The sequence below is a fragment of the Polyangium sp. 15x6 genome (assembly GCF_029960785.1).
Classification (GTDB): domain Bacteria; phylum Myxococcota_A; class Polyangia; order Polyangiales; family Polyangiaceae; genus Polyangium.
In genome coordinates, this window is record NZ_JASBQE010000043.1 from 81,086 (window position 1) to 103,111 (window position 22,026).

Annotated in this window: 16 protein-coding genes; 8 read left to right on the forward strand and 8 right to left on the reverse strand. The window is 68.7% G+C overall.

All coding sequences use genetic code 11. The features are described from left to right. Positions 1-9 precede the first annotated feature (9 nt). Complete coding sequence (locus QHF83_RS28410; RefSeq protein ID WP_282421100.1) at positions 10-1,344, reverse strand: cytochrome P450; 1,335 nt, start codon at positions 1,342-1,344, stop codon at positions 10-12. 102 nt (positions 1,345-1,446) lie between these two features. Between QHF83_RS28410 and QHF83_RS28415 the strand changes: the two genes are divergently transcribed. The 5 genes from QHF83_RS28415 to QHF83_RS28435 all read left to right on the forward strand — a co-directional run bounded on the left by QHF83_RS28415 (position 1,447) and on the right by QHF83_RS28435 (position 7,362). Beyond that, positions 1,447-2,457, forward strand: a complete 1,011-nt coding sequence (locus QHF83_RS28415; RefSeq protein WP_282421101.1) for an NADP-dependent oxidoreductase — start codon at positions 1,447-1,449, stop codon at positions 2,455-2,457. Between the two features lie 95 nt (positions 2,458-2,552). After that, positions 2,553-3,866 carry an efflux RND transporter periplasmic adaptor subunit gene (locus QHF83_RS28420; protein ID WP_282421102.1) on the forward strand — a complete coding sequence of 438 codons (1,314 nt, stop codon included), beginning with the start codon at positions 2,553-2,555 and terminating at the stop codon, positions 3,864-3,866. A gap of 37 nt (positions 3,867-3,903) precedes the next feature. Beyond that, positions 3,904-4,623 carry an ABC transporter ATP-binding protein gene (locus tag QHF83_RS28425; protein WP_348980475.1) on the forward strand — a complete coding sequence of 240 codons (720 nt, stop codon included), beginning with the start codon at positions 3,904-3,906 and terminating at the stop codon, positions 4,621-4,623. Continuing rightward, positions 4,623-5,828 carry an ABC transporter permease gene (locus QHF83_RS28430; RefSeq protein ID WP_282421104.1) on the forward strand — a complete coding sequence of 402 codons (1,206 nt, stop codon included), beginning with the start codon at positions 4,623-4,625 and terminating at the stop codon, positions 5,826-5,828. Before QHF83_RS28425 ends, QHF83_RS28430 begins: the two co-directional genes overlap by 1 nt. Continuing rightward, positions 5,821-7,362 carry a TolC family protein gene (locus tag QHF83_RS28435; protein WP_282421105.1) on the forward strand — a complete coding sequence of 514 codons (1,542 nt, stop codon included), beginning with the start codon at positions 5,821-5,823 and terminating at the stop codon, positions 7,360-7,362. Before QHF83_RS28430 ends, QHF83_RS28435 begins: the two co-directional genes overlap by 8 nt. 3 nt (positions 7,363-7,365) lie before the next feature. On the opposite strand, the gene QHF83_RS28440 is transcribed toward QHF83_RS28435, so the two are convergent. Further along, positions 7,366-8,412, reverse strand: a complete 1,047-nt coding sequence (locus tag QHF83_RS28440) for a hypothetical protein (RefSeq protein ID WP_282421106.1) — start codon at positions 8,410-8,412, stop codon at positions 7,366-7,368. A 317-nt stretch (positions 8,413-8,729) separates the two neighbouring features. On the opposite strand from QHF83_RS28440, the gene QHF83_RS28445 reads away from it, so the two are divergent. After that, complete coding sequence (locus QHF83_RS28445; RefSeq protein ID WP_282421107.1) at positions 8,730-9,929, forward strand: hypothetical protein; 1,200 nt, start codon at positions 8,730-8,732, stop codon at positions 9,927-9,929. A 7-nt stretch (positions 9,930-9,936) separates the two neighbouring features. On the opposite strand, the gene QHF83_RS28450 is transcribed toward QHF83_RS28445, so the two are convergent. The 3 genes from QHF83_RS28450 to QHF83_RS28460 are packed head-to-tail and all read right to left on the reverse strand — an operon-like array spanning position 9,937 to position 14,035. Further along, positions 9,937-11,079: an FAD-dependent oxidoreductase gene (locus tag QHF83_RS28450; protein ID WP_282421108.1), complete on the reverse strand. Its 1,143-nt coding sequence runs from the start codon at positions 11,077-11,079 to the stop codon at positions 9,937-9,939. Between the two features lie 27 nt (positions 11,080-11,106). After that, positions 11,107-12,585, reverse strand: coding sequence for a LodA/GoxA family CTQ-dependent oxidase (locus tag QHF83_RS28455; protein WP_282421109.1), 1,479 nt, complete (start codon positions 12,583-12,585; stop codon positions 11,107-11,109). Positions 12,586-12,637: 52 nt separating this feature from the next. After that, positions 12,638-14,035, reverse strand: coding sequence for a ferritin-like domain-containing protein (locus QHF83_RS28460; protein ID WP_282421110.1), 1,398 nt, complete (start codon positions 14,033-14,035; stop codon positions 12,638-12,640). Positions 14,036-14,372: 337 nt separating this feature from the next. On the opposite strand from QHF83_RS28460, the gene QHF83_RS28465 reads away from it, so the two are divergent. Together QHF83_RS28465 and eutB are read left to right on the forward strand one after the other, a co-directional pair. Beyond that, the gene (locus QHF83_RS28465) at positions 14,373-15,773 is read left to right on the forward strand and encodes an ethanolamine ammonia-lyase reactivating factor EutA (RefSeq protein WP_282421111.1); all 1,401 of its coding nucleotides are present in this window, start codon (positions 14,373-14,375) and stop codon (positions 15,771-15,773) included. A gap of 14 nt (positions 15,774-15,787) precedes the next feature. After that, complete coding sequence (gene eutB, locus QHF83_RS28470; protein ID WP_282421112.1) at positions 15,788-17,986, forward strand: ethanolamine ammonia-lyase subunit EutB; 2,199 nt, start codon at positions 15,788-15,790, stop codon at positions 17,984-17,986. Between the two features lie 15 nt (positions 17,987-18,001). Here eutB and QHF83_RS28475 read toward each other — a convergent pair whose 3' ends face one another. From QHF83_RS28475 to QHF83_RS28485, 3 genes are all read right to left on the reverse strand, one after another. Further along, positions 18,002-18,586, reverse strand: coding sequence for a hypothetical protein (locus tag QHF83_RS28475; protein ID WP_282421113.1), 585 nt, complete (start codon positions 18,584-18,586; stop codon positions 18,002-18,004). Between the two features lie 80 nt (positions 18,587-18,666). After that, positions 18,667-20,307 carry a WGR domain-containing protein gene (locus tag QHF83_RS28480; RefSeq protein WP_282421114.1) on the reverse strand — a complete coding sequence of 547 codons (1,641 nt, stop codon included), beginning with the start codon at positions 20,305-20,307 and terminating at the stop codon, positions 18,667-18,669. A gap of 90 nt (positions 20,308-20,397) precedes the next feature. After that, positions 20,398-21,669, reverse strand: coding sequence for an AarF/ABC1/UbiB kinase family protein (locus QHF83_RS28485; RefSeq protein ID WP_282421115.1), 1,272 nt, complete (start codon positions 21,667-21,669; stop codon positions 20,398-20,400). Positions 21,670-22,026: the final 357 nt, after the last annotated feature.

The following is a 22,026-nucleotide window of genomic DNA, read 5'->3' on the forward strand; positions in this document are numbered from 1 at the left end:
CTGCCCGTTTCAGGACGCCCGCCGCTCCATGACGACCGGCATCCCGCGGGAAGGCGCGATCGTCACCCCGCGACGGACCTCGTGCACCTTGCCGAAGAGCGGCAGACGTAGCTCCGCGCGCGCGAGGATCGTGGCGAGGATCATCTTCATCTCGTAGAGCGCGAAGGCCAGCCCGATGCAGCGCCGGATGCCGCCGCCGAAGGGGAGCCACTCGTGGGGCGCGAATCGCTGGCGCAAGAAGCGGTCCGGATCGAATCGCGTCGGATCCGGATAGAGGTCCGGCCTCCTGTGAATGAGGTAAATCGAGACGAGGGCGGGCGTGCCCTCTTCGAGGTCGTAGCCGCCGATCCGCATCGGCCGCTGGAGGACGCGGCCGACCATCATGACCACGGGCTGCAGGCGCAAGATCTCCCGCGTCGTCGCGTCGAGCAGCGCGCAGCGGGCGATACGCTCGGGCGCGAGATTGGGCAGCGCGCCCTCCGTTTCGAGCTCGCGGACGAGGCGCGCCCGCAGGCTCGTCGAGGCGAGGATCCATCGGAGCCCCCAGGAGAGCGCGGTCGCGGTGGTCTCGTGGCCCGCGGCGAGCAGGGTCACGAGCTCGTCGCGCAATTCGCCGTCGGTCATGGGCTCGCCTTGCTCGTCGCGCGCGTCGAGCAGGAGCGAGAGGATATCGTCCCCGCGCTCGCCCGAGGCCCTCCGGCGCCGGATCTCCGCGTAAAGCATCTCGTCGGCCTCCTGGAGCGCCCGGGCCAGGCGGTTCCAGCGCGTGAGCGGGCCGCGGTCCTTCTGGAACCACGGCAAGAGGAAGAGCGGGCTCGTCGCGAGATCGAGGATGCCCACGAGCCGCTCGCGCAATCGATCGAAGAGTTCGCCCTCGCCGATGCCGAAGACGACCCGCAGAATGACGTCGAGCGTGATCGCCTGCAGGCGCTCGTGCACCGGGAAGCGCTCGCGCTCGGGCCAGGCGGCGATCGAGGCTTCGGTGAGCGCGATCATGCGGGCGCCGTACGAGGACATGCGCTCGCCGTGCAGCGGCGGCATGAGCAGCTTTCGCTGGCGCAGGTGCTCTTTCCCGTCGAGCAGGAGGAGCGAAGCATTGCCGAGGAGCGGCCTGAGCACGGCGTTGGCCTGGCCGGCGTGGGCGTCGTCCGGGCCGAGGGCAAAAATCTCCTTCGCGGCGTCGGGGTGGTGGAAGATCACGGCCGGCTTGGGCATGGCCGGAAAGCGCATGGTGAAGACGTCCGGGTACCGCTTCGCCATGGCGTCGAGGAAGGGGAACGGGCGGTACAGAAACGGCAAGAGGGTGACGGCCGGGTGCAGGGGGAGTCCGGGGACGCGGGACATGGGCGCAGCATAGGGGGGATCGCGGCGGAGGGAAGGGGCGGCGCGTGGGCCGTTGCTCGAGGCGCGCCGGCCGGATACGGTGCGCCCCGAGAGGAGCAGACGATGACCGAAGTGAACCGTTCCTGGCGCCTCGCGGCGCGGCCTCAGGGCATGATCAAGGACAGCGATTTCACCTGGCACGAGGAGCCCGTGCCGGCGGAGCTCGGGCCGGGGCAGATCCTCGTCGAGACGCTGTATCTGTCGGTGGATCCGACGCAGCGAATCTGGATGGAGCGCGACTCGTACCTGCCGGCCGTCGAGATCGGCGCGGTCATGCGGGCGGGCGGCGTCGGGCGTGTGCTCCGTTCGAGCCTCCCGGATTTCTCGCCGGGGGACCTCGTGTTCGGGATGACGGGGTGGCAAACGCACGCCGTGCTCGAGCCCTCGATCCGCGGGCCGCGGAAGCTGCCGGAGGGGGTGCCGCCGACGATGGCGGTCTCGCTCTTCGGGATCACGGGGCTCACCGCGTATTTCGGGCTGCTCGACGTGGGGAGCTTGAAGGAAGGGGAGACGGTCGTGGTCTCGGGCGCCGCGGGCGCGACGGGCAATGCGGTCGGGCAGATCGCCAAGATCAAGGGTTGTCGGGTCGTGGGTATCGCGGGTGGCCCGCAGAAATGCGCGTGGATCAAGGACGAGCTCGGGTTCGACGCGGCGATCGATTACAAGGACGAGGACGTCTACAAGCGGCTGGGCGAGCTCTGCCCGGACGGGATCGACGTGTATTTCGACAACGTCGGCGGCGCCATCCTGGAGGCGGCGCTCTCGCACCTCGCCATGCGCGGGCGCGTCGTGCTTTGCGGCTCGATCGGCGATTACAACAGCGCCGAGGCCGGGTCCGGGCCGCGCAACCTCATGAACCTGGTCATGAAGCGCGGCCGCATGGAGGGGTTCATCGTGACCGACTACGCGGCTCGTTTCGGCGAAGCGATCGGCGACCTCGCGCGGTGGGCGGCCGAGGGGCGCCTCAAGGATCGTGTCGACGTCGTCGAGGGCCTGGCGAACGCGCCCGCCGCTCTCCGGCGGCTCTTCACCGGGGCGAACACCGGCAAGCAGCTCGTCAAAGTGGCGGGCTGACGCCTTTCCCGCGGGGGGGCGCGCGTCGACCTCCGACGATCGACCACGTCCCCGCGTAGGGAGCCCGCCTCGGCAACCGTCCAAGGGGAACGATCATGACATCTCCTCGAACCATCGAGCCGACTGCCGGGGATCCCGAGGTCCTCAAGGTCGTCGCGCGGGGCAAACGGCGGCGGCTGCCGTGGCTGCTCGTCGCCCTCGTCCTCGTCGCCGGCGGCGGCGGCGGCTTTTACGCCTGGAAGAAGAAGACCACCGCCGCCGCGGAGAGCACGAAGTACCAGTCGCAGAAGGTCGAGCGCGGCGACCTCCGGGTGACCGTCACGGCCACCGGCACCTTGAAGGCGCGCAACACCGTCGAGGTCGGCGCGGAGATCACGGGCCGGGTCCTCGAGGTCCACGTCAATTTCAACGACAAGGTCACGAAGGGCCAGATCCTCGCCGAGATCGACACCGAGCAATACACGGCCCGGATCGAGGAGGCGACGGCGCAGCTCGCCTCGGCGAACGCCTCGCTCGTGAACGCGCGCACGACGGCCAGCGAGAACAAGCAAAAGCTGACGCGGGCCGAGTCCATGCTGGCGCAGGGGCTCGCCCCGGCGCAGGACGTCGAGACGGCGCAGGCGAACTACAAGCGGGCGGAGGCGCAGGTGTCGTCGGCGGGCTCGCAGGTGACCCTCGCGCAGGCGTCGCTCAAGGTCGCGAAGACGAACCTTTCGAAGGCGGTCATTCGCTCGCCGATCGACGGGATCGTGCTCAACCGGGCGGTCGAGCCGGGCCAGACGGTGACCTCGGGCATGCAGACGCCGGTGCTCTTCGTGCTCGCGGCGGATCTCGGGCAGCTCCAGCTCAACGTGCAGGTCGACGAGGCCGACGTGGGCGCGGTGAAGGAGGCGCAGGAGGCGAGCTTCACGGTCGACGCGTATGCGCAGCAATCGTTCGCGTCGAAGGTGCTGGCCGTGAAGAACATGCCGACGACCGGGACGACGGTCGTCACGTACGAGGCATGGCTCTCGGTCGACAATTCGAAAGGATTGCTCCGGCCGGGCATGACGGCGACGGCGACGGTCGTGGTCGACGAGCGGAAGAACGTGCTGCTCGTGTCGAATGCCGCATTGCGGTTCAACCCGAACCGGAAGTCGAGCACGCAGCAGCAGCAAGGCATCTCGGTGAACCAGTTCCTGCCCATGGGCGGCCGGCCGGGGGGGATGGGGCAGCAAAAGCGCCCGGGCGGCACGGGCGGCACGGGCGCGCCGCGCGAGCCTGCGCTTTGGCTGCCGACGGGCGGCGAGCCCCGCCGCGTGAAGGTGGAGGTCGGAGCGACGGACGGCATTCGCACGGAGATTCGCTCGGAGGAGATCACCGAGGGGACCGACGTCGTGGTCAGCATGATCGAGGCGCCGCGTGGCTGAGCTGCCTCGCCCGGACGGCGGCGCCGCGGCGCATCACTTGGGGGCTGCGCTCGGACAAGCCGAGCTACGCCCCCAAACCCCCATCGTCGAGTTCCGGCGCGTCGAGAAGATCTACGGCGAGGGCGAGTCGGAGGTGCGCGCGCTCGACGGCGTCGACATGCGCATCGATCCGGGGGAGTTCGTCAGCATCATGGGGTCGAGCGGCTCGGGCAAGTCGACCGCCATGAACATGATCGGTTGTCTCGACGTGCCGACGTCCGGCGCCTACCTCTTTCGCGGCGTCAACGTCTGCAACCTCGATCAGGACCAGCGCGCGCTCCTCCGGCGCCATTTCATCGGGTTCGTCTTCCAGGGGTTCAATCTGCTCGCGCGGACGACGGCGCTCGAGAACGTGGAATTGCCGCTCGTCTACCGGCGCGTGCCGGCCGACGAGCGGCGGCGGCGCGCGCTCAAGGCGCTCGATCTCGTGGGCCTTTCGTCACGCGCGGGGCACACGAGCGCCAAGCTCTCGGGCGGTCAGCAGCAGCGCGTGGCCATTGCGCGGGCGCTCGTGACGGAGCCGTCGCTCCTGCTCGCGGACGAGCCGACCGGCAACCTCGATAGCGCGCGGAAGGTCGAGATCATGGAGCTCATGGTGCAGCTGAACCGCGAGCACGGCATCACCGTGGTGATGGTGACGCACGAGCCGGACATGGCCGAGTACGGGACGCGGACGGTCGTGTTCCGCGACGGCAAAATCATCTCGGGGAATCGCTGATGCTCTGGGCCACCTTGATCATGTCCTTGCGCGAGGTGCGGAAAAACGCGCTTCGTTCCTTCTTGACGATGCTCGGCATCATGATCGGCGTCGGCGCGGTCATCGCGATGGTGACGATCGGCGAGGGCGCGACGCAGAAGGTGCGCAGCGACGTCGGCGCGCTCGGCGAGAACATGCTCGTCGTCTCGCCCGGCGCGGCGCGGCGCGGGCCGGAGCGCACGGCGGGCAATCCTTTCCAGAAGGACGACGTCGAGGCGATCGAGCGTGAGGTGACCGGGATCAAGGCCCTGTCTCCGACGGCGCAGTCGAGCACCACGGTGGTCTTCGGCAACCAGAACTGGCCGACGAGCGTGATCGGCGTCGACGATGGGTATTTCGAGGTCCGCGGCTACAAGGTCGAAATGGGCCGGAGTTTCTCGGAGGTCGAGGCCGCCTCGGGCACGCCCGTGTGCATCATCGGCAAGACCGTGCGGGACAACCTGTTTCCCGGGACGATGCCGATGGGCCAGCGCATTCGCGTGAAGCAGGTATCCTGCCTCATCGTCGGCTTGCTCGCGTCGAAGGGCCAGGCCGCGATGGGCGGCGATCAGGACGACGTGGTCTTGATGCCGCTCCGGGCCTTCCAGCGGCGCATCGCGGGCAACAACAACATCAGCTCGGTGTATCTGCAGGTGGAGGAGGCGCAGATGACGTCCTCCGTGCAGGCGCAGGTGGAGGACCTCCTGCGCGAGCGGCGCCGCATCCAGCCCGGCGCGGTCGACGATTTCAACGTGCGCAACATGCAGGAGATCGCCGATACGATGAGCAGCGTGACCGCGTCGATGACGGGCCTGCTCGGCGGTATCGCGGCCGTGAGCCTGCTCGTCGGGGGCATCGGCATCATGAACATCATGCTCGTCAGCGTCACCGAGCGGACGCGCGAGGTCGGGACGCGGCTCGCGATCGGGGCGCTCGCGAGCGAGGTGCTGCTGCAGTTCCTCGTGGAGGCGGTGGTGCTCGCGCTCCTCGGGGGCATTCTCGGGATCCTGTTCGGGCTCTCGCTCTCGTACGCGGCGACGCAGAGTTTGTCGCTGCCGTTCGTCATCTCGCCGGGCACGGTGGCCGGGGCCTTCGCGTTCTCCGCGGCCGTCGGGGTCATCTTCGGATATCTGCCGGCGCGCAAGGCGGCGCGCCTCAACCCCATCGAGGCATTGCGTCATGAATAGAACGTCGAAATGGTGCGTCGCCGCGTGTTCGCTCGCGCTCGGCCTCTCCGCCGCGGACGCGGACGCTCAAGCGGTCCCGGCGAGCGCGGCCACGCGAGGCTCCTCGCCCGTGGTCCACGAGATCACGGAGAACGACGTGGTCACGCTCGTGCTCCGGCACAACCCCGACGTCGCTTCGGCCATCCTCTCGGAGAAGCAGGCGGCGGCCTTGGTGCGGGCGCAGGAGGTGCGGTACCCCTTCGTGCTCACGGCGAACGGGGGATACACGCACAGCGCGTCGCCCGCGCTCCAGCGCGATGGTTCGGTGAGCGTCGGTGAGCGCGACGTCTTCGCGCTGAACGCGGCGTTGCGGAAGGATTTCGCGACCGGCACGGTGGTGTCGCTCTCCGTGCAGAGCAGCCGCAGCTCGACGTCGAACCCCGTCGGTGAGCTCGTCACGGCGGGCGCGGCGGGCGTGGGATATTCGATGTCGACGCGGCTCTCGCTCACGCAGCCCATTCTCCGCGGCGCGGGAACACGTATCGGCGAGGCCGGCCTCCGGGCCGCGGAGCTCGATCGGACGGCCGCGCACGAGGGGCGCGAGCGGGTGGCGAGCGAGGTCGTGCGGGATGCGCTCACGTCGTACTGGGAGCTCTGGTATGCGTCGCGCGCGCTCACGATCGAGAAGGCCGCGAGCGCTCTCGCGAAGGTCGAGCGCGACGCGGCCGATCAGCGGCGCGAGAAGGGCGCGGCCGCGGCCGTCGATGTCCTCTCGTACGAGACGCGCATCGCGACGCTCGGCGAGTCGGTCACGTCGGCGGAGCTCACCGAGATCCAGCGTGGTCTCGAGCTCGCCCAGGCCCTCGCCGTCATCGATCCGAACGCGCGCCTGCGCGCCTCGGGGGAGCCCGTGGACCCGCCGGTGCCGACCGTGGCGGAGGTCGAGAAGGCGCTCGCCTCGCTGTCGCCGGAGCTCAAGGAGCTCGAGGCGCGCGTCGCCTCGGCCGAATCCCGCGCGCAGGTGGCGGGGGATCAGTATCGACCGCGCCTCGACGTGGAGGGATACGTGGAGCTCCGTGGCCTCGGCAATGGCAGCATCGCGCCGGCGTTCGCGCAGATCGGCACGTTCGGCGCCGTCGGCGGGTACGTGGGGTTCGTCTTCGAGGCGCCGCTCACGACCGCGCGTGAATCGGCCGAGGTCGAGAATGCGCGCATCAACGCGCAGATCTCGAAGAACAACCTCGAAGCCGCGCGCAGCCGGATCCGCATCGTCGCGCTTCGCCTCGTCGCGCAGCTCGAATCCGCGGAGGCGCGGCGCAGGGCGGCGACGCAGACCGTGGCCATCGCCGAGAAGCAGCTCGAAGCCGAGCGCGCGCGGTTCGCGCTCGGCACCTCGACGCCGCTCCAGGTGCAGCAAGCCGAGGACACCGTGCGCACCTCGCGCCTGCGCGTCGCGCGGGCGACGGTGGATCGGATCCAGGCGATGCTCCAGCTGGATCACTCGATGGGCCGCATCGCGGCGCGCGTCGGCGGCGGATCCACGCCGGAGAAGTAATGCTCAGCCGAGGGGCCGCGACGCGAACGGGCGCCGCGGCCGCACGCGGCCAGTGAGCGCGAGCCACTCGGCGGCGCTGATGGGCTCCTCGAAGAGCGAGGCGTCGCTCCCATGCAGCCGGAAGAGCTCCACGATGAAGCGCATGCGATCGGCGAGCGAATCCCAGCGCTCCGCGCGGCTGCCGCACGTCGACTGGATGTCGGCGTCGAAGCGCAGGACGAACGTGACGAGCTCCGGATCTTCGAGCGCTTCGAGGTACTCGCCGAAGGGCCCATCGGGCAGATCCGCGCCGAGCCTGTGGATGGCCGTCCCGCCGCCGAGCTCGAGCTCCAGCATGGCCTTCGTGACGAGCGCGCGCGTGGTGGGGCCGCCGGGCATCGCGGCCGCGATCCGGCCTTGCAGGCGCGTCTGCTCCTGCAGCGCGACGTACAGGTTCGCCGCGTAGAGCAGCTCCGCTTTGCGTTTGCCCGCGGGCGTCCGGGCCGCTTCGAGGTAGCATTCGAAGGCGCGGCGCAGGATGTCCTGGCCGCCCCGATCGGGCGAGCCTTTCGTGAACGAGGCGAAGAACGCGGCGAGGGACTCGTCTCCTTCGCGGTAGGCGCGCGCGAATCCGGCGAAGGCCGGGGCGACTTCCATGAAGACCTCGCGATTGCCTTCGCCGACCTCCCGCGAGACGTCGCGCATGGTATCGAGCAAGAACCGCGCGCCCGGGACGCGCGCGGCGGCGCGGGCGACGTATTGTTGTCCCGGGAGATCCTCACCGCGAATGGATTGTCCGGCGCGGCGCGAGGCCCAGGCGGCCATCGTGCACCAGTTGATGCCGGCGCCGCTGCCGAGGAGCTCGGCGACTTCGAGCGAGAGATCCCCATAGGCCTGGGTGATGAGCAGGTTGCGCGCAGCGGCGTCTTTCATCGCCACGACCCGCGCGATGTAATCCTCCGTCACGCGGCGCTCGACGCGGACGCCCGCCTCGACGAGGCGCGGGGATTCCTGGAGAACGGGCCGACGGGGAAGGACGTCCCATGCAAAGCTGAGGAGGAGCGCGATCATGCCGATTCTTCGAAGCACGCGGCGGGCCAGCCCAGCTGGGCCCGCCGGCGCGCCGTTTTTCCGCGGATTCGCCGGGCGTCATGATTTTCGGGCGCTGGAAACGTGCTCGGGTGCAGGCCCGAGCCTGCAGCATTGCGTGCTCCGGCGCGCAGGCAGGAGTTCGGCAAAGGGCGGGCATTCGACGGCAAAGTACGCCTTTCGGCGTCTTCCCGGCTCTCCAAGCTTCGCCCTCGCTCCAGGGTCCTCGTTTTCCGATCCAGCGCCCAAGCTCCGGGCTTGCCGTGCCGTCCAAGCCCGGCCATGACAAGAGGAACCACGTGAAGCGCGCGCCCGAGACGACCCTCCTCCTCGCCTTGACGCTGCTCGTCGGCTGCAGCCGCTCGATCTCGCATCACCTGCTCGATGCCACCATGTCGAGCGCGCACCGGCCGGCGCCGCTCGGCGTCTCCGCGGCGGTGCTCCCGGAGGAGAAGAGCCATTATCAGCTCCTCGGCGGGGACATGCATTGCCACGTGAGCCCTCCCGATTCGCCCCGACACGTGAGCCGAGGGATGGAGGAGACGGTGGAGCTCGTCCGCGCCGAGGGGCTCGATTTCGTGGTGCTCACGCCGCATGTGCCGTCGCAGTTCTTCCAGAGCGAGTCCTTGCGGCAGAGGGTGCGAGGCGAGCTCGCGGCGCTCGAGCGGGCCGTGCCGCGAGGGGAGGGGGAGCCGATCTTCGTCGTGGGGTTCGAGTACACCGACCACCATTACGGCCACATCGGGGCGGCGTTCGCGGATCTCGACGCCGTTTATGCGGACGTCCCGGCGCGCGCGGCTCTCACCGATCCGGCGAAGTTTTTTCAGGCATTCGTGCAGCGCGGAGGGCTGCTCGTGGTCAATCATCCGCTGCTCACGCCCGTGGATTCGATCATCCGAATGGCCCGGGCAAACCTCTCGTGGCGCCCGTTCACGGAGCCGGGGCCGTATCCGGAGGAGATCGTCGCGGCCGATCGGATCGCGCAGGCGTTCGAGGTGTACAACCTCGCGGTGACGGAGCTCCGGGACCGCTTCCTGCTCGGCGACATGGCCTCCACGCTGGAGGCGACGTTCGCGCGGCTCGATCGGGAGGTCCCGCTGCGCGCGCGGCCGCTCGTCCCGGTCGGGGGCTCGGACAGCCATAGCGGCCATCTGCGGGCGACGACGTTCGTGCTCGCGGAGGAGCGCTCGGCGAAGGGCGTGCGGGACGGCATCGTCGCGGGGCGCGTCTGCGTGCGGGATCCGGCGGCGTGCTCGTTCGAGGTGCGCACGTCGGGCGGGGCGTGGCTGCCGCCGGGGAGCGTGATTCGTGACGCGACGATGGTCGAGGTGCGGGCCCGGGGCGAGGAGATCCGTTTCTGGGCGAATGGCACCACCCTCACGCCGGAGGAGTCGGGGCAGAGTGTATTCGTCCCGGTCACGCCGGGGAAATGCAGCGTCCTCCGGGCGCGGGTCGACGCGGGGTATTCGGGGCCGGTGTACGTGAATTGCCCGTTCTAGACATCCCTCACGCTCGCTCGCGCGGCACACGCCGATCGGGCGCGACGCTCGGCGTCAGCTCGTGGGCGGCCGCGCGAAAAGCTTCGTGTCGTCGCCGCCAGAAAGGCGCCTCCGGCCAGCGCCGCTCCGCGTCGTAGGTTTTTCCTCGCGTTCGCAGGTATTCTGCAAAATGAACGTGCGCCGCGCGCGCATGGGCGGCCATCGCCTCTCTCCCTGACAGGAGCGCGTTCGCCGCGGAGAGGCCCGCCGAGAGTCCCTCGAGGAGACCTTTGCCGCTCAGGGGGTCGAGCGCGCACGCAGCGTCGCCCACGGCGATCCAGCCGTCGCCAGAAACCTCGTCCCAGCATGCGCTCTCCGCAGGGGCAGCTTTCGGCGAGCCGGTGAGACGGCCCCTGCCCGCCCGGAGGCGTGTCCGCGGCGCGCCCGAGAGCGCTCGTTGCCACGCTTCTGCGACCCCGCGCCCGCCCCGCGGCAGGAGGTCGGCGTCGGTCATGAAGGCGGCCACGAGGGTTCGTCCAGGCAATCGCGCCGAATACCAGAAGCCGGAAGGGGTCGCTTCGATCAACGTGCGCGCGTCCTCTTCACTCGTGCCCTCGACGTAGCCCACCAGGGCGACCAGGCGATCGAACCTGATCCGGCGCGCGCTGGGCGCGGCGAGGCGGCGTCCAGCCCTGCCCGCGGCCTCGATCACGGCCTCCGCGTGTATCGCTTCGACGCGGCTGTCCACGTCGATGGTGAGTCGATGGCCCCCGCGGGATGGCTCGCAGGCCTGGACCTGGGCGCCGGTGCGCAGCGTCGCGCCCGATCGTATGGCTTCCGCGGCGAGGAATCGATCGAATCGCAATCGATCGAGGTGCCACCCGTGTCCGTAGGGGCTCCAGATGAACTCGTTCTCGTGCAGCTCTTCGCTCCCCCACGCGGACACGGTGCCCGGCGAGGGAAGGTGCCCTTCTTCGAGGAACCGCTCCCATATCCCCAGTCGTTGCAAGGGCAAGAGCGCCTCGGGGGACAGGGTCTCGCCCGCGCGCAGGCGTTCGTATCGCCCGCGTTCGAGCACGAGCACCCTCTGGCCTGCGCGCGAGAGCGTGATGGCGGCGGAGCACCCGGCCGGCCCGCCGCCGATGACGGCCACGTCGAAGAAGGGAACCATGGGCGTTTTCCTGATGCGCTTTCCGCCTCAGATCTCGCTGCGCTCGGCCTCGACGAAGACCTCCTCGCCCGCCGCATTCCGGCGCGGCACGATGATCCCGAGCCGCCCGAACTTCTCGACGAGCTCCGTGTGGTCATCGATGTCGCTCGTCCAGCCTGCGCTCGGCCTGGTGTCGTCCGAGCGGCGCATCACCATCGAGGGCCGTTGCGACGGCCACCATCCGACGCCGCATTTGAGGAAATCGGCCTGCCACGGCACGGCCATGCGCGCGGTGAGCGCGCCGGGCACGAGCGTCTCCTGTTCGCCTTCGGCGTTCACGAACGGGGCGGTCGTGAGGCGGCAGGGCTCGGCGTACATCGCCGCGGTCTTCATCTTCTCGCCGGCCTCGATGCCCGGGTAGAAACCGCCGCCCACGCACGCGTCGAGCGCCGCGCGGTCGAGGCCGCCTGGCGTTATGCCCACGGGCTCCTCGGGCGCGGATGCATCGTCGACGAAGTTCTCCGCCACCCACGCGTCGAGCGCCGCGAGCTGGACGTCGGTGAACGCGAAATCGTTCAGGATGCCCGAGTCTTGCGCATCCTTGACGAGCGCGTATGCCGTCTGTCGCAGCGCGCTGGCCGCGGGGTCGCCCTTTCGAGACAGCGTCGTCCCATCGCGCGGGATGCTGTTCCACTGGGCCCATTGCTCGACCCAGCGCAGGCGGCTCGCGCGATTCAGGATGGGCAGGATGTCCCGCTTGAACGAGGGCGTCGCCGGCGGCGCCACGAAGCCACGCGTGACCGACGCCTGGACCGCGATATCGTAGAGGGTGGTGATTCCACCGATGGCGGGCGCGTAATCGGGCGGCGCCACGATGACCCAGCTCGGCGCGTCGACCTGCCGTGTCTCGCCGTTCGGGAGCCGGATCGTCGCCGTCACCGGGCCGTCCGATACGTCGTCGTGCCAGCCCGGGTTGTTGGCGAAGCTGGTGATGGGCTGTCCTGCCGGCACGGAGGCAGAATGGCCGTGCCCGCCGAGGACGAGCAGCCGACCTGCCGCGTCCGTGCGCAGCTCGCCCAGATAGACCTCGGTCCCCATGAAGCGCGCCGGTCGGCTGGCCACAGCCGTCTGGTTTGCGCCGACGATCGGGTCGAAGATCGGCGCGATCACGAGCTGGTCCTCGGGCACGTCCGGATTTCGAGGCATCTCCGTGGCGAAACCCTTCGAGGCTGCCTTGCGGTTGGCGAGACGAACGTGCCAGGTGATCTCCGCGTCGGCCGCGGTGATCTCCCGCAGGAGCCGCAGCGCTCCCTTGTCGGTCCTCTCGTACTCGTAGACGCGGAACCGCGCGGCCTGCCGCAGGATCCGGCCCGACGCGTCCTTGTATCGCTCCACGGGCCGCTCACCTTTCGGCGTAGGCACGACGCCCCGCTCGCCGGGGATCTCCGGACCGATGAAGAATGCGTCGCTGCTGTCGCCGACGCGCGCGACGCCGATTCCTGGGTGGATCTTGTAAACCTTCGCCATGATATCGTTCTTCGTCCTTCTCGGTATCTTGAACTCCAATGGACCTGGGTCATCAAGCGACGGGTAAGAAGGAAAGGAGGGAGCGGTTTTCGCGGCGCGCGGCGTCGAGCATCTGAAGGCTCGCGATCAGCGCCCTCGCCGAGGGGCTCGGGTCGATTTCGGCGAGCCGCGCGAGCAGGCGCTCCGAGCGCGCGGTGAGCTCCCTCAGACGTTGCAAGCCTTCGGCTCTCCCGGACGGCAGGGTGTCGGGGGCGCTCCACGCGGGGGCTGCGCGGTCGCCGTCCGGCGCGCCGCCTTCCTTGCGCGGGAGCTGCAAGATCCGCCGGGTCACGCGCGCAATGCCCGTCTTCATCTCGTCCAGCGATCCATCCACGTACCTCGCGCGCGCCTCGTCCGACGCCGGCGTGGAGAGCGAAAGGCCGATGAGGAGCAAAAGCAGGTGATAGCGGACATCGAACAGCTCCGCCCACATGCGCGAAAGGGGGTTGGTGATACGGTTCTGCTCGCGCTCGGCGTCGGTGTGCGGCTCCGTCGAGAGGCTGGGATTCGTCGGGACCGGGAGGATGCGCGGAGGGGTCGCCACGACGCTGCGATACCCTTCGAGGAAGGCGTGGAAATGCGAGTCGTCGTCGTCGAGCAAGCCCTCGCCTTGGGCCATGATCCGATAGAGCGCCTTGAATGCATCCGCGCGGTCGCCGACGGGGTCGACATAGAAATGGGGCACGCTGCCGCTCCATTCGGTCGCGTTCGTCTGGTAGGGCAGGACCTCGGCCCTGGGCCTGAGCGCGCGGATGTGCCAGCCGGCCGGCATGCCCATCTCCGGCGTGAGCATGAGCGGGCCCTCGGGACCATCCTCCTTCTGGAAGAGCCAGTAGATCTTCATGTAAATGGCGCCCACCCGATGCACGTCACCGGGGACGGCGTCGTTCGCCTCGGCGAGGATCGCCTGCACCTCGTTCCGCAGCTCGGGCGGGACGAGATCGAGCGAAGGCATCTCGAGCGCGACGTATTTGGCGAGGGCGACGCGGCTCGCGGGCTCGAGGTGGAACGGGAGGGGATCGAGCTCGCTCGGGGGCCCGTCGTCGCGGCGCCCGAGAAACGGCTCGGCCCCGAGGACACGCAGCAGGTTCTGCACCGTGGCGAAATGCGCCATCTCCTGTTCGGCGATGGTCCGAATCGTCTTCGCGAGAGGATTTCGTATATCGTCGAACGAAAACGCGGCATAGAGGTACTGGACCATCAGCGAGTGCTCGACGCCAGCCGCGATCCGCAAGAGCTCGATGGCCTCCTCCTCCGGGGACGCGACATCCTCGACGGTGGGGATCCCCGTGGCCTGGAGGAGGCTCTTCATGGCCTCCTCGCGCAGGACGCGCGGCGTTCGCGCGGTCGCGAGGCCCTGGATCGATGGCCGTTTCGCACCCACCCAGGACAACCGTTTGATTTTGGTCATGCAGGCTCCTTGCGCGTGCCCGATGGAAATCGAGCCTCCGCGGGCACCGTTTTGCATGGCGCATGCCACGATGGTTTCCTTCTCTCACGAGGAGGAATTGCGTGCGTCAGGGCGGTCGTGGCGCCGAAGGAGGGCGCGCCGCAGCATACCCTTGCGTGGTCGCGCAATGTCTTGCAGCCCGGCTCATCCGTCGCGGAGCGCGCGAGCCCAGGCTCCCCACCATCGGAGGGGCGAACCTCCCGAGGCGAAAGGACGCTATCCCCGGGCCGAGATCCGTGGTCTACTTGCGGGGGAGAGGAGCCTGGGGGGGCGCGCGTTGAGCGGTACGGTCAGCCTGTTGGGTCTCGACTTCGGCAGCACCACCAGCAGCGCGATGGTCGCGTCCGCCATGATGGTGCGCAATTGCGTCACCGGTCGGGTGGAGCTCCGCCGGCTCACCGAGGAATATCGATCCGTTCCGGTCTTCACGCCCCTCCGTGAGGGACGTATCGACGAGGGCGCGGTCGTTGCGCTCCTCGAGCGTTGGCTCGCCGAAGGGGGTTTGCAGGGGAAAGAGATCTTTGGCGGCGGCGCGCTCATCACGGGGCTCTCGGCCCAGCGGGACAATGCCGCGGCGCTCTCGTCGCTGCTCCGTGCGCGTCTCGGCGACGCCATCCTCGTGGCGATTGGCGACGCGAACCTCGAATCCTGGATGGCGTTTCTCGGGAGCGCGGCGCGGCTCTCGCGACGGCACCCCGAGGTCGAGATCGTCAACCTCGACATGGGCGGCGGGACGACGAACCTCGCGCTCGGGATCGACGGAGAGGTCCGCCGCACGGGCTGTTTTTTCGTGGGGGCGCGGCATCTCCAGGTCGAGCCCGGGACGTATCGGATCGTCGCGATGTCGAGGTATGCTCGGGCGCTCCTCGACCACCTGGGAATCGCACGCGGGCCCGGCGACACGCTGTCTTCCGGCGACGTCGACGCGGTGCTCTCGTTTTACGTCGAGCTCCTCGAAGCCGCGGTCACCGGGCGCGCCGAGCCGTTCACGACGCCCGTCGCGCGCTTGCATTTGCACACGGACCTCGGGCTCGAACCACCCGCGCCGCGCGTGCCCCGCGTCGTCACGCTCTCGGGCGGCGTGGGCGCGCTCGTCTACGACAAACTGCGGGGCGCGCCGTGGCCACCGGCGACTTGTTTCGGGGATCTCGGCATCGATCTCGCCCAGCGAATCCTCGCGTCCGACGTCCTCGCGCGGGACCTCGCGTCATGGATCCCCGACCATTTCGGCCGCGCGACGGTCTTCGGAATGATGCGGCACAGCATGGACATTTCCGGCGCGACCGTTTTTCTTTCCTCGCCCAGCGTCCTCCCCCTGCGCGATTTGCCCATTCTCGGCCGTCTGGGGAGCGACGCGGATGCCGAGCGTGTGCACGCGCTGCTTCGCCTCGTGCGCGAGACCCCGTCCGGCGGTTGCTTGCGGATCGAATGGCTCGGCCCCGCGCTCGCGGCCATTCGCCGGCTCGGCGCTTTGCTCGGCGACGAATTGAGGGCGCGTCCGCTCCGACCCGAACAGGCGCTCGTCTTGTTCGTGGCGGAGAACGTGGGCAAGACCCTCGGCCAGTACGTCAGCGACTGGGGCAAGAGCCCGGTCCGCCTCGTCGTCATCGACGAGGTCGTCGTCAAAGACGCCCGCTTCGCGCAGATCGGGCGCATGAAGGATCACGTCGTTCCCGTCTGGTATCACGGGCTGGATTGAGAATCGAGGAGACGATGCAAAGTGTTCCGCCGACGCTCGTGCCATTGTCCGACATCGTCGTTCCCCGGCCGCGGCCGCCGGAGCTCTATCGAACGACCGTCCTCGACGAGGAGATCTCGTTTCTCGGCCTGAAAGCGCTCCTCGGCGTCGCAGACGAGAACAAGGCGGGCGATCGAAACGCGGGGCTCGCGGCGAAGAGCGTCCGGCACCGCGAGGCCGCCCGGACGATCCTGTCATCGCTCACGCTGCGGCACCTCTACGACCATCCGCTCACCGACGACGACGGGAGCGTCGATTCCGTCATGCGGGTCAACTACACGATCGATCACGCCGTCTTCGCCGAGATCGAATCGATGACCGTGGGCGGGCTGAAAAACCATCTCCTGCGCTCGCCGGGCGCGGAGAGCGCGCGCGTGGGCAAGGCCTTGACCGGCGTGATGGCGGCCGCGCTGGCGAAGATCTGCGATGTGCACGAGCTCATCTTTCTCGCTCGACGCATCCCGCGGTCCACGAAAGCGCGGACGACCCTGGGGTTGCCCGGGACCTTGTCCTCGCGCCTGCAGCCGAACCATCCGACCGACGATCTGCGCGGGATCACGCTCCTCTTGTACTGGGGGCTCTCGATGGGCGCGGGCGATGCGCTGCTCGGCATCAATCCCGCGATCGATACCGTCGAAAACATTTCCGGACTCCTGCGCCACCTCGACAAAGTCCGCCGAAAGACGGGCGTGCCCACGCAGATCTGCGTCCTCGGGCACGTCAAAACGCAGCTCGCTTGCCTCGAACGAGGCGCGCCGGTCGAGATCCTCTTTCAGAGCCTGGCCGGCACCGAGAAGACGCTCACGGCCGAGTTCGACGTGACCGTCGAGCTGCTCGACCAGGGGTATCGGACCATGCGCGAAAAGGGAGCGCTCGGGCCGGACGCGCGGCAATTCATGTACTTCGAGACCGGTCAGGGGAGCGAATTCACCTACGGCAAGCACCACGGCATCGACATGACGACGACGGAGGCCCTCTGTTACGGCCTCGCCCGCCGTTACGATCCCTTCATGGTGAACAACGTCACCGGCTTCATCGGTCCGGAGACGCACCTCGACAATTTCGAGATGATCGTGTCGAACCTGCAGGACCACTTCATGGGCAAGCTGCTCGGTTTGCCCATGGGCATGGCGCCGTGCTTCACGCTCCACTCGCACATCACGCTCGAAGGCCAGCAGATGGCCACGCAGATGCTGACCGCGGCGGGCGCGAATTACTACATGGATGTCGCGCTCAATACCGATCGAATGCTCGCGTACTTCGATACCAGCGGCCACGACGACCAGACCTTGCGCGAGCTCTACGGCAAGCGCGTGACGCCGGAGTACGAGGCGTGGGCGATCGAGCGGGGGATCTTTCGCAAAGAAGAAGACGGTAGCCTCGCTCGTGGCCCGAACTGGGGAAATCTGCGCCAGTTCCTTTCATCGGATGCGGAGCTCGAAGGGCTCGTCGCGACCACGCCGGCCCTGCATGGCTTCGAGAACGCCGGTCCGCGGCCCGCCGACGAGGTCAGTCGCCGCGTCCGGCTCCATCAGGCCGTGGGCCGCGAGGCGACGCAGAGCGTGCTCTGTATCGATGCGCTGCAAGAGGTCGTCGATCTCCGGGTGATCGCCACGGAAGCCCATTCCAAGGAAGCGCACCTCCATTCACCATACCTGGGCGCCCGGGTCGCCGAGGCCCACCGCGCCGCGCTCGTCTCCGAGCATCGTCAGGTGCAGATCCTCGTCTCCGACGGGCTCAGCGCCGAAGCCGTCCACCACAATGCGGGCGAGCTCCTCCCCGTGCTCCTCGACGGTTTGAATGCCCGCGGCATCACCATGGGCAAACCCATCCTGGCCCCCAATGGGCGGGTGAAGCTCTCCGAGGACATTGCCGACCTCGTGCAATGTGACCTCGTGATCTGCCTGATCGGCGAGCGCCCCGGAGGCGACGCCCTCGCGTCGCGCAGCCTCTCGGCCTATCTGGTGTATTGCCTGCGCGACGACGAGACGAGGCGGAAAGCCGCCGCGTTCAGCGGCAATCCCGAGGCGCGTTTCGAGTACACGGTGCTCTCGAACATCTACACGGGCGGGCTCCCGCCGCTCGAAGCGGGCGGCGTCATCGCCGAGAAGGTGTTCGAGGTGCTGGAGCGTCGCGCGGCTGGCAATCGCCTGGAGGCGTTGCTCTCGTCTTGAGGCGGGAAAGAAGGATCAGGGCACGCGCTTCGCCGTGGCCTTCGCGGTAATCGGGCCGGCGCCGGGCGTGGGGCACCAGCACTTCGAGTACACGAGCGTCCCGGTCGCCTCGTCGCCCGCGAGCTCGAGCGTGATCTCGCGCTTCTCGCATTGATCCTCGCCCGAGAAGCAATACGACGTGTCGCTCTTCAGGGTGAGCGTGCAGCCATCCGCTGAGACGGTCCCGGTCGCCGTGTACGAAGCGGGCGTGGGGGGCTCGGGGTTGCAGCTATGCATGGGCGCCGTGTCGTCGCCCTCGAAGGTGACGCTGATCGAGACGTCGGACGCGTTTGGCGTGACGGTCAAGAGATCGCCTGCGGGGACGCAGCCGTCCACGTCTTGCTCGTACGTGATCTGCCACTTGCCCGCTGCGGAGCAGGACCCGGGAGTTCCGCCGCCTGTTCCGCCGGTGCCACCGGTCCCACCGGTCCCACCCGCGCCGCCGGAGCCGCCCGCGCCGCCATTGCCGGCGCTGCCGCCACCGTCACTGCAGGCAGGGAACACGGAGAGCGCGAGGGCCACTGCAAGGAATGTTGAAGAGAACGCAAGAGAAGGTCGCATGAGGGCCGAGGATAGCCGCCGCGGGCGGACCTCGCCAGGCCACAACCTTGCTCTTGCGCGGGAGGGAAGGGGTTTTTCGGTTACTGCGCGAGGCGGCGAATCTCGCCGAGCACGCGGTAGAACCCGCCGCCGGCGGCCTCGCGCACCTCGTCGACGACGTAACGCGCGCCCTCGACGCGGATGTTGCGCGGGAACTGGCAGTTGTACGACGATTTGAAGCCCGGCGAGACGACGTGCACGCGGAGCTTGCCGCCTTGCTTCACGCATTCGACGATCACGCCCTTCGACGTGTCGCGCGTGGTCTCGAGCTGCGTCGAGGGGATCTCCTGGACCTTCGCCGGGGCCTTGATGTCACGCGGCGTGGGCACCTCGCCCGCCTGCGCCTTCTGGATCGCGTCCTCGCTCGCGTCGATGCAGGCGAGCGATCCGTCGGTCGTGACGATGTAGAGCCGCTCGTCGCGGTATTGCATCGAGTACGCCGAGCCGCACCCCGTCGCGAGCTTCCACAGGCGCTTGCCGGCCGCGTCGAAGCAATAAATGGTGGAGCTCGAGTCGCCGCCGAAGATGTACTTGCCGCCGGGCGAGGCCGCGCAGGAGTAGACCGTGTCGTCGCAATCGCAGACGACGCCGGGTTTGCCATCCTTCGAGAAGACGTACACCTTGTCGTCGGTCGTGCCGGCATAAACGTCCGAGGCCTCCTGCCAGCCGAAGAGCACGGAGCCGCGCGTCTTCGCCTCCCAGAGCGCCTTGCCGTCCTTCCAGGCGTACTTCGTCACGCCCCCGGAATGGCCGTGATAAACGCCCTTCTCGTCGGCGCGCACCATCCAGCCGCTGCTGCCCTTGCTCTTCTTGCGCCAGTTCGTCTCGTTCTCGTGATCGAAGATCGCGAGGTTGCCGTCGGCGTCGGAGACGCAGAGCTTGCCGCGGTAGATGTCGAGCCAGAAGATGTCGACGTTCTCCTCGACCTCGTAGGCGAGGCGCGGGACGTGGCCGCCGAGGTCGTAGACATTGCCGTCGTCGCAGCCGGCATAACGCCAGTCGTCGTCGGCGATGATGCATTTCACGCCGTCGGGGAGCTTGTATTGCTGTTCGATCGTGCCGTCCGCGGTCACGGCGAACACGGCGCCGCTCTGGTTGCCGACCCAGAAGAGCTTCGTGTCGATGTAGATGCCGAGCGCGGCGGCGCCGGAGTCGAACTTCCACAGGACGGGCGCGCGCTTCGCCGTCGAGGGCTTGCTCATGATGGTCCGGCGCGTGACGGCGCGCTTCTGCCGCACGCCCATCACGGCCGACTCGTAACCCTTCTTCTTTTTCTCGTTGATCTTCTTCTGCGCGAACGCGATCGCCTCGGCCGCCGTGCGGAACTTCTGCTCCTGCTTCTGCCCGCCGTCGCCGATCCGGCCGTACCGAATCGAGACCTTCGTCCCGTCGATCACCACCTCGTAAAACTTGTGCGAACCCCCGCCGTCCTCGGAGAGCTCGAGGTACGTGCGGTTCGAGTCCGCGGCAGCAGCAGCGGGAGCGGGAGCAGGCGCGGGCGCGGCAGCAGCGGCCGCCGTGGTCCGGCCGGAGGAGGAAGCGGAGCGGCTGCGTTTGGCGGCGGGCGCGGGGGCGCGGGCAGCGCTCGTCCGCGGGGCCGAGGTGGTGCGGGTCGACGCCGCGCTCGGAGACGCTTTGCGCGCGCTCTTTTTCGTGGTGCTCGGTGTGCGTTTGGTGGCCATGGCGTGCTCTCCTCCGGGTTTCCGGGAAGCCGATGAGAGCACGACGCGCGGGGGCGCGTCACCAGGGATCAGGCCTGTTCCGGGCGGATCTCAGGCCATGAACGAGCGTTCTTCCGCCGCGTAATCGACCTCGACGTCGAGCCGGGCGAGGACCGAATAGAACCCGAACTGGAGGCGGTTCATGAAGAGCATGCCCTCGGGCATGGGCACGAAGGAGGTGTCCCCGGTCTTGAGCGTCTCCTTGCCCGCCTCCTTCATGTGGTGGACGAGGCTCGCCACGTAGTCGCGCGTGATCCGGAACGGCGAGGAGAACTGCGGCTCGAACGCGCGGCGGATGTACGAGAGCACGCGCTTTTCGTGATCGCCGCCCCGGGTCTCCAGCATGATCTTCGCGGCCTCGGTGAACGTGGCCTCGTCGCGCTCGACGGCCGCGCGGTGCAGCTTGCGCGCGACGCCGCGCCGCTTCTCGGGGATGGGCTGCACGCAGCCGAAATCGAGGAACGCCACGCGGCCGTCGTCCTGGAAGAAGTAATTGCCCGGGTGCGGGTCGGCGTTGAACATCTCGCCGATCAGCGTGCCCTTGTAAACGAACCGCCACATTGTGCAGCAAAGCGCGACGCGATCACGCTCGGGCAGGCCAGCCGCCTCGTCGAGCGTCCGGCCGCGAACGAACTGGGTCGTGAGCACACGGCGCGACGAACGATCGAGATCGACCCGAGGGATCAGGATCTTCGGGTCGCCCTCGTGGACACGGGCGAACTCGATCTGGCGGCGCGCCTCGATCGTGTAATCGAGCTCCTCGCGGAAGCGGGCGCGGACCTCCTCGAGCATCTTCGCAGAGCCGACCTTGCGCGTGCCCATCATCGAGAGCGCGCCTTCGAGCAGCCCCGCATTTTTCAGGTCTGCCTCGACGGCCTCGGCCACGCCAGGGTGCTGGACCTTGACCGCGACCTCCTCCCCTTCGAGGGTGCGGGCGCGGTGCACCTGGCCGATGGAGGCGCTCGCGACAGCCTTCTCATCCCATTCGGCGAAGAGTCGATCGAGCGGGGCGCCGAGCTCTTCCTCGACGAGGAGGCGAATGGCCTCGGGCGAGGATCGAGGCGCCGCGGCGAGCAAGCTCTTCATCGAGCGCTGGTAAGCGTCGCGATGCTCCTCGGGGACGAGCCCGTCGATGTAACCGGCCATCTGGCCGACCTTGGCAGCAACGCCGCGGAGGTTGCCGAGGACCTCGGCCGCACGCTTGGCAGCCGCGTCGTCGCCCTCACGGCGAAGGAGCAGGCTCGTCCCCGTGCGCGCGCCGATCTCGGCGAGCCGGACGAGGCGGCCGAGGCGGCCCGAAGGAAGCTTGGTTTCGTCCGACATCCCGCCGCGGACGTAGCAGACGGACGCAGGGTGGTAAAGACCTCCCCCTTCGGCAGCGTAGCGCCGGGGCGCTGCCCCGGACCCCGCGGGGGCTATTCGCCCCTCGACCCGAACCAGCGCAAGCGCTGGACCCGGGGTCGATGAACTGCGCGATGCGCAGTTCATCGAACGGGCCGTGGCAAGACCGGCGAGGTGCTTGCCAGTCAAAACCGCCTCGGCTGGCGAGGCCTTCGTGGTCTTGCCACGGGCCCGTCGGATGAACCGCGCATCGCGCGGTTCATCCGCCTTCGGTCCAGGCCGTGCCTGGTCCGGGGTGCAGGGGGCGGACAGCCCCCTGCTGGGGTGCGGGGCAAAGCC

Excerpts from the sequence above, each read along its gene's own strand:
- QHF83_RS28410 (WP_282421100.1), bottom strand. The coding sequence starts at position 1,344 with ATGTCCCGCGTCCCCGGACTCCCCCTGCACCCGGCCGTCACCCTCTTG.
- QHF83_RS28415 (WP_282421101.1), top strand. The coding sequence starts at position 1,447 with ATGACCGAAGTGAACCGTTCCTGGCGCCTCGCGGCGCGGCCTCAGGGC.
- QHF83_RS28420 (WP_282421102.1), top strand. The coding sequence starts at position 2,553 with ATGACATCTCCTCGAACCATCGAGCCGACTGCCGGGGATCCCGAGGTC.
- QHF83_RS28430 (WP_282421104.1), top strand. The coding sequence starts at position 4,623 with ATGCTCTGGGCCACCTTGATCATGTCCTTGCGCGAGGTGCGGAAAAAC.
- QHF83_RS28435 (WP_282421105.1), top strand. The coding sequence starts at position 5,821 with ATGAATAGAACGTCGAAATGGTGCGTCGCCGCGTGTTCGCTCGCGCTC.
- QHF83_RS28440 (WP_282421106.1), bottom strand. The coding sequence starts at position 8,412 with ATGATCGCGCTCCTCCTCAGCTTTGCATGGGACGTCCTTCCCCGTCGG.
- QHF83_RS28450 (WP_282421108.1), bottom strand. The coding sequence starts at position 11,079 with ATGGTTCCCTTCTTCGACGTGGCCGTCATCGGCGGCGGGCCGGCCGGG.
- QHF83_RS28455 (WP_282421109.1), bottom strand. The coding sequence starts at position 12,585 with ATGGCGAAGGTTTACAAGATCCACCCAGGAATCGGCGTCGCGCGCGTC.
- QHF83_RS28460 (WP_282421110.1), bottom strand. The coding sequence starts at position 14,035 with ATGACCAAAATCAAACGGTTGTCCTGGGTGGGTGCGAAACGGCCATCG.
- eutB (WP_282421112.1), top strand. The coding sequence starts at position 15,788 with ATGCAAAGTGTTCCGCCGACGCTCGTGCCATTGTCCGACATCGTCGTT.
- QHF83_RS28475 (WP_282421113.1), bottom strand. The coding sequence starts at position 18,586 with ATGCGACCTTCTCTTGCGTTCTCTTCAACATTCCTTGCAGTGGCCCTC.
- QHF83_RS28480 (WP_282421114.1), bottom strand. The coding sequence starts at position 20,307 with ATGGCCACCAAACGCACACCGAGCACCACGAAAAAGAGCGCGCGCAAA.
- QHF83_RS28485 (WP_282421115.1), bottom strand. The coding sequence starts at position 21,669 with ATGTCGGACGAAACCAAGCTTCCTTCGGGCCGCCTCGGCCGCCTCGTC.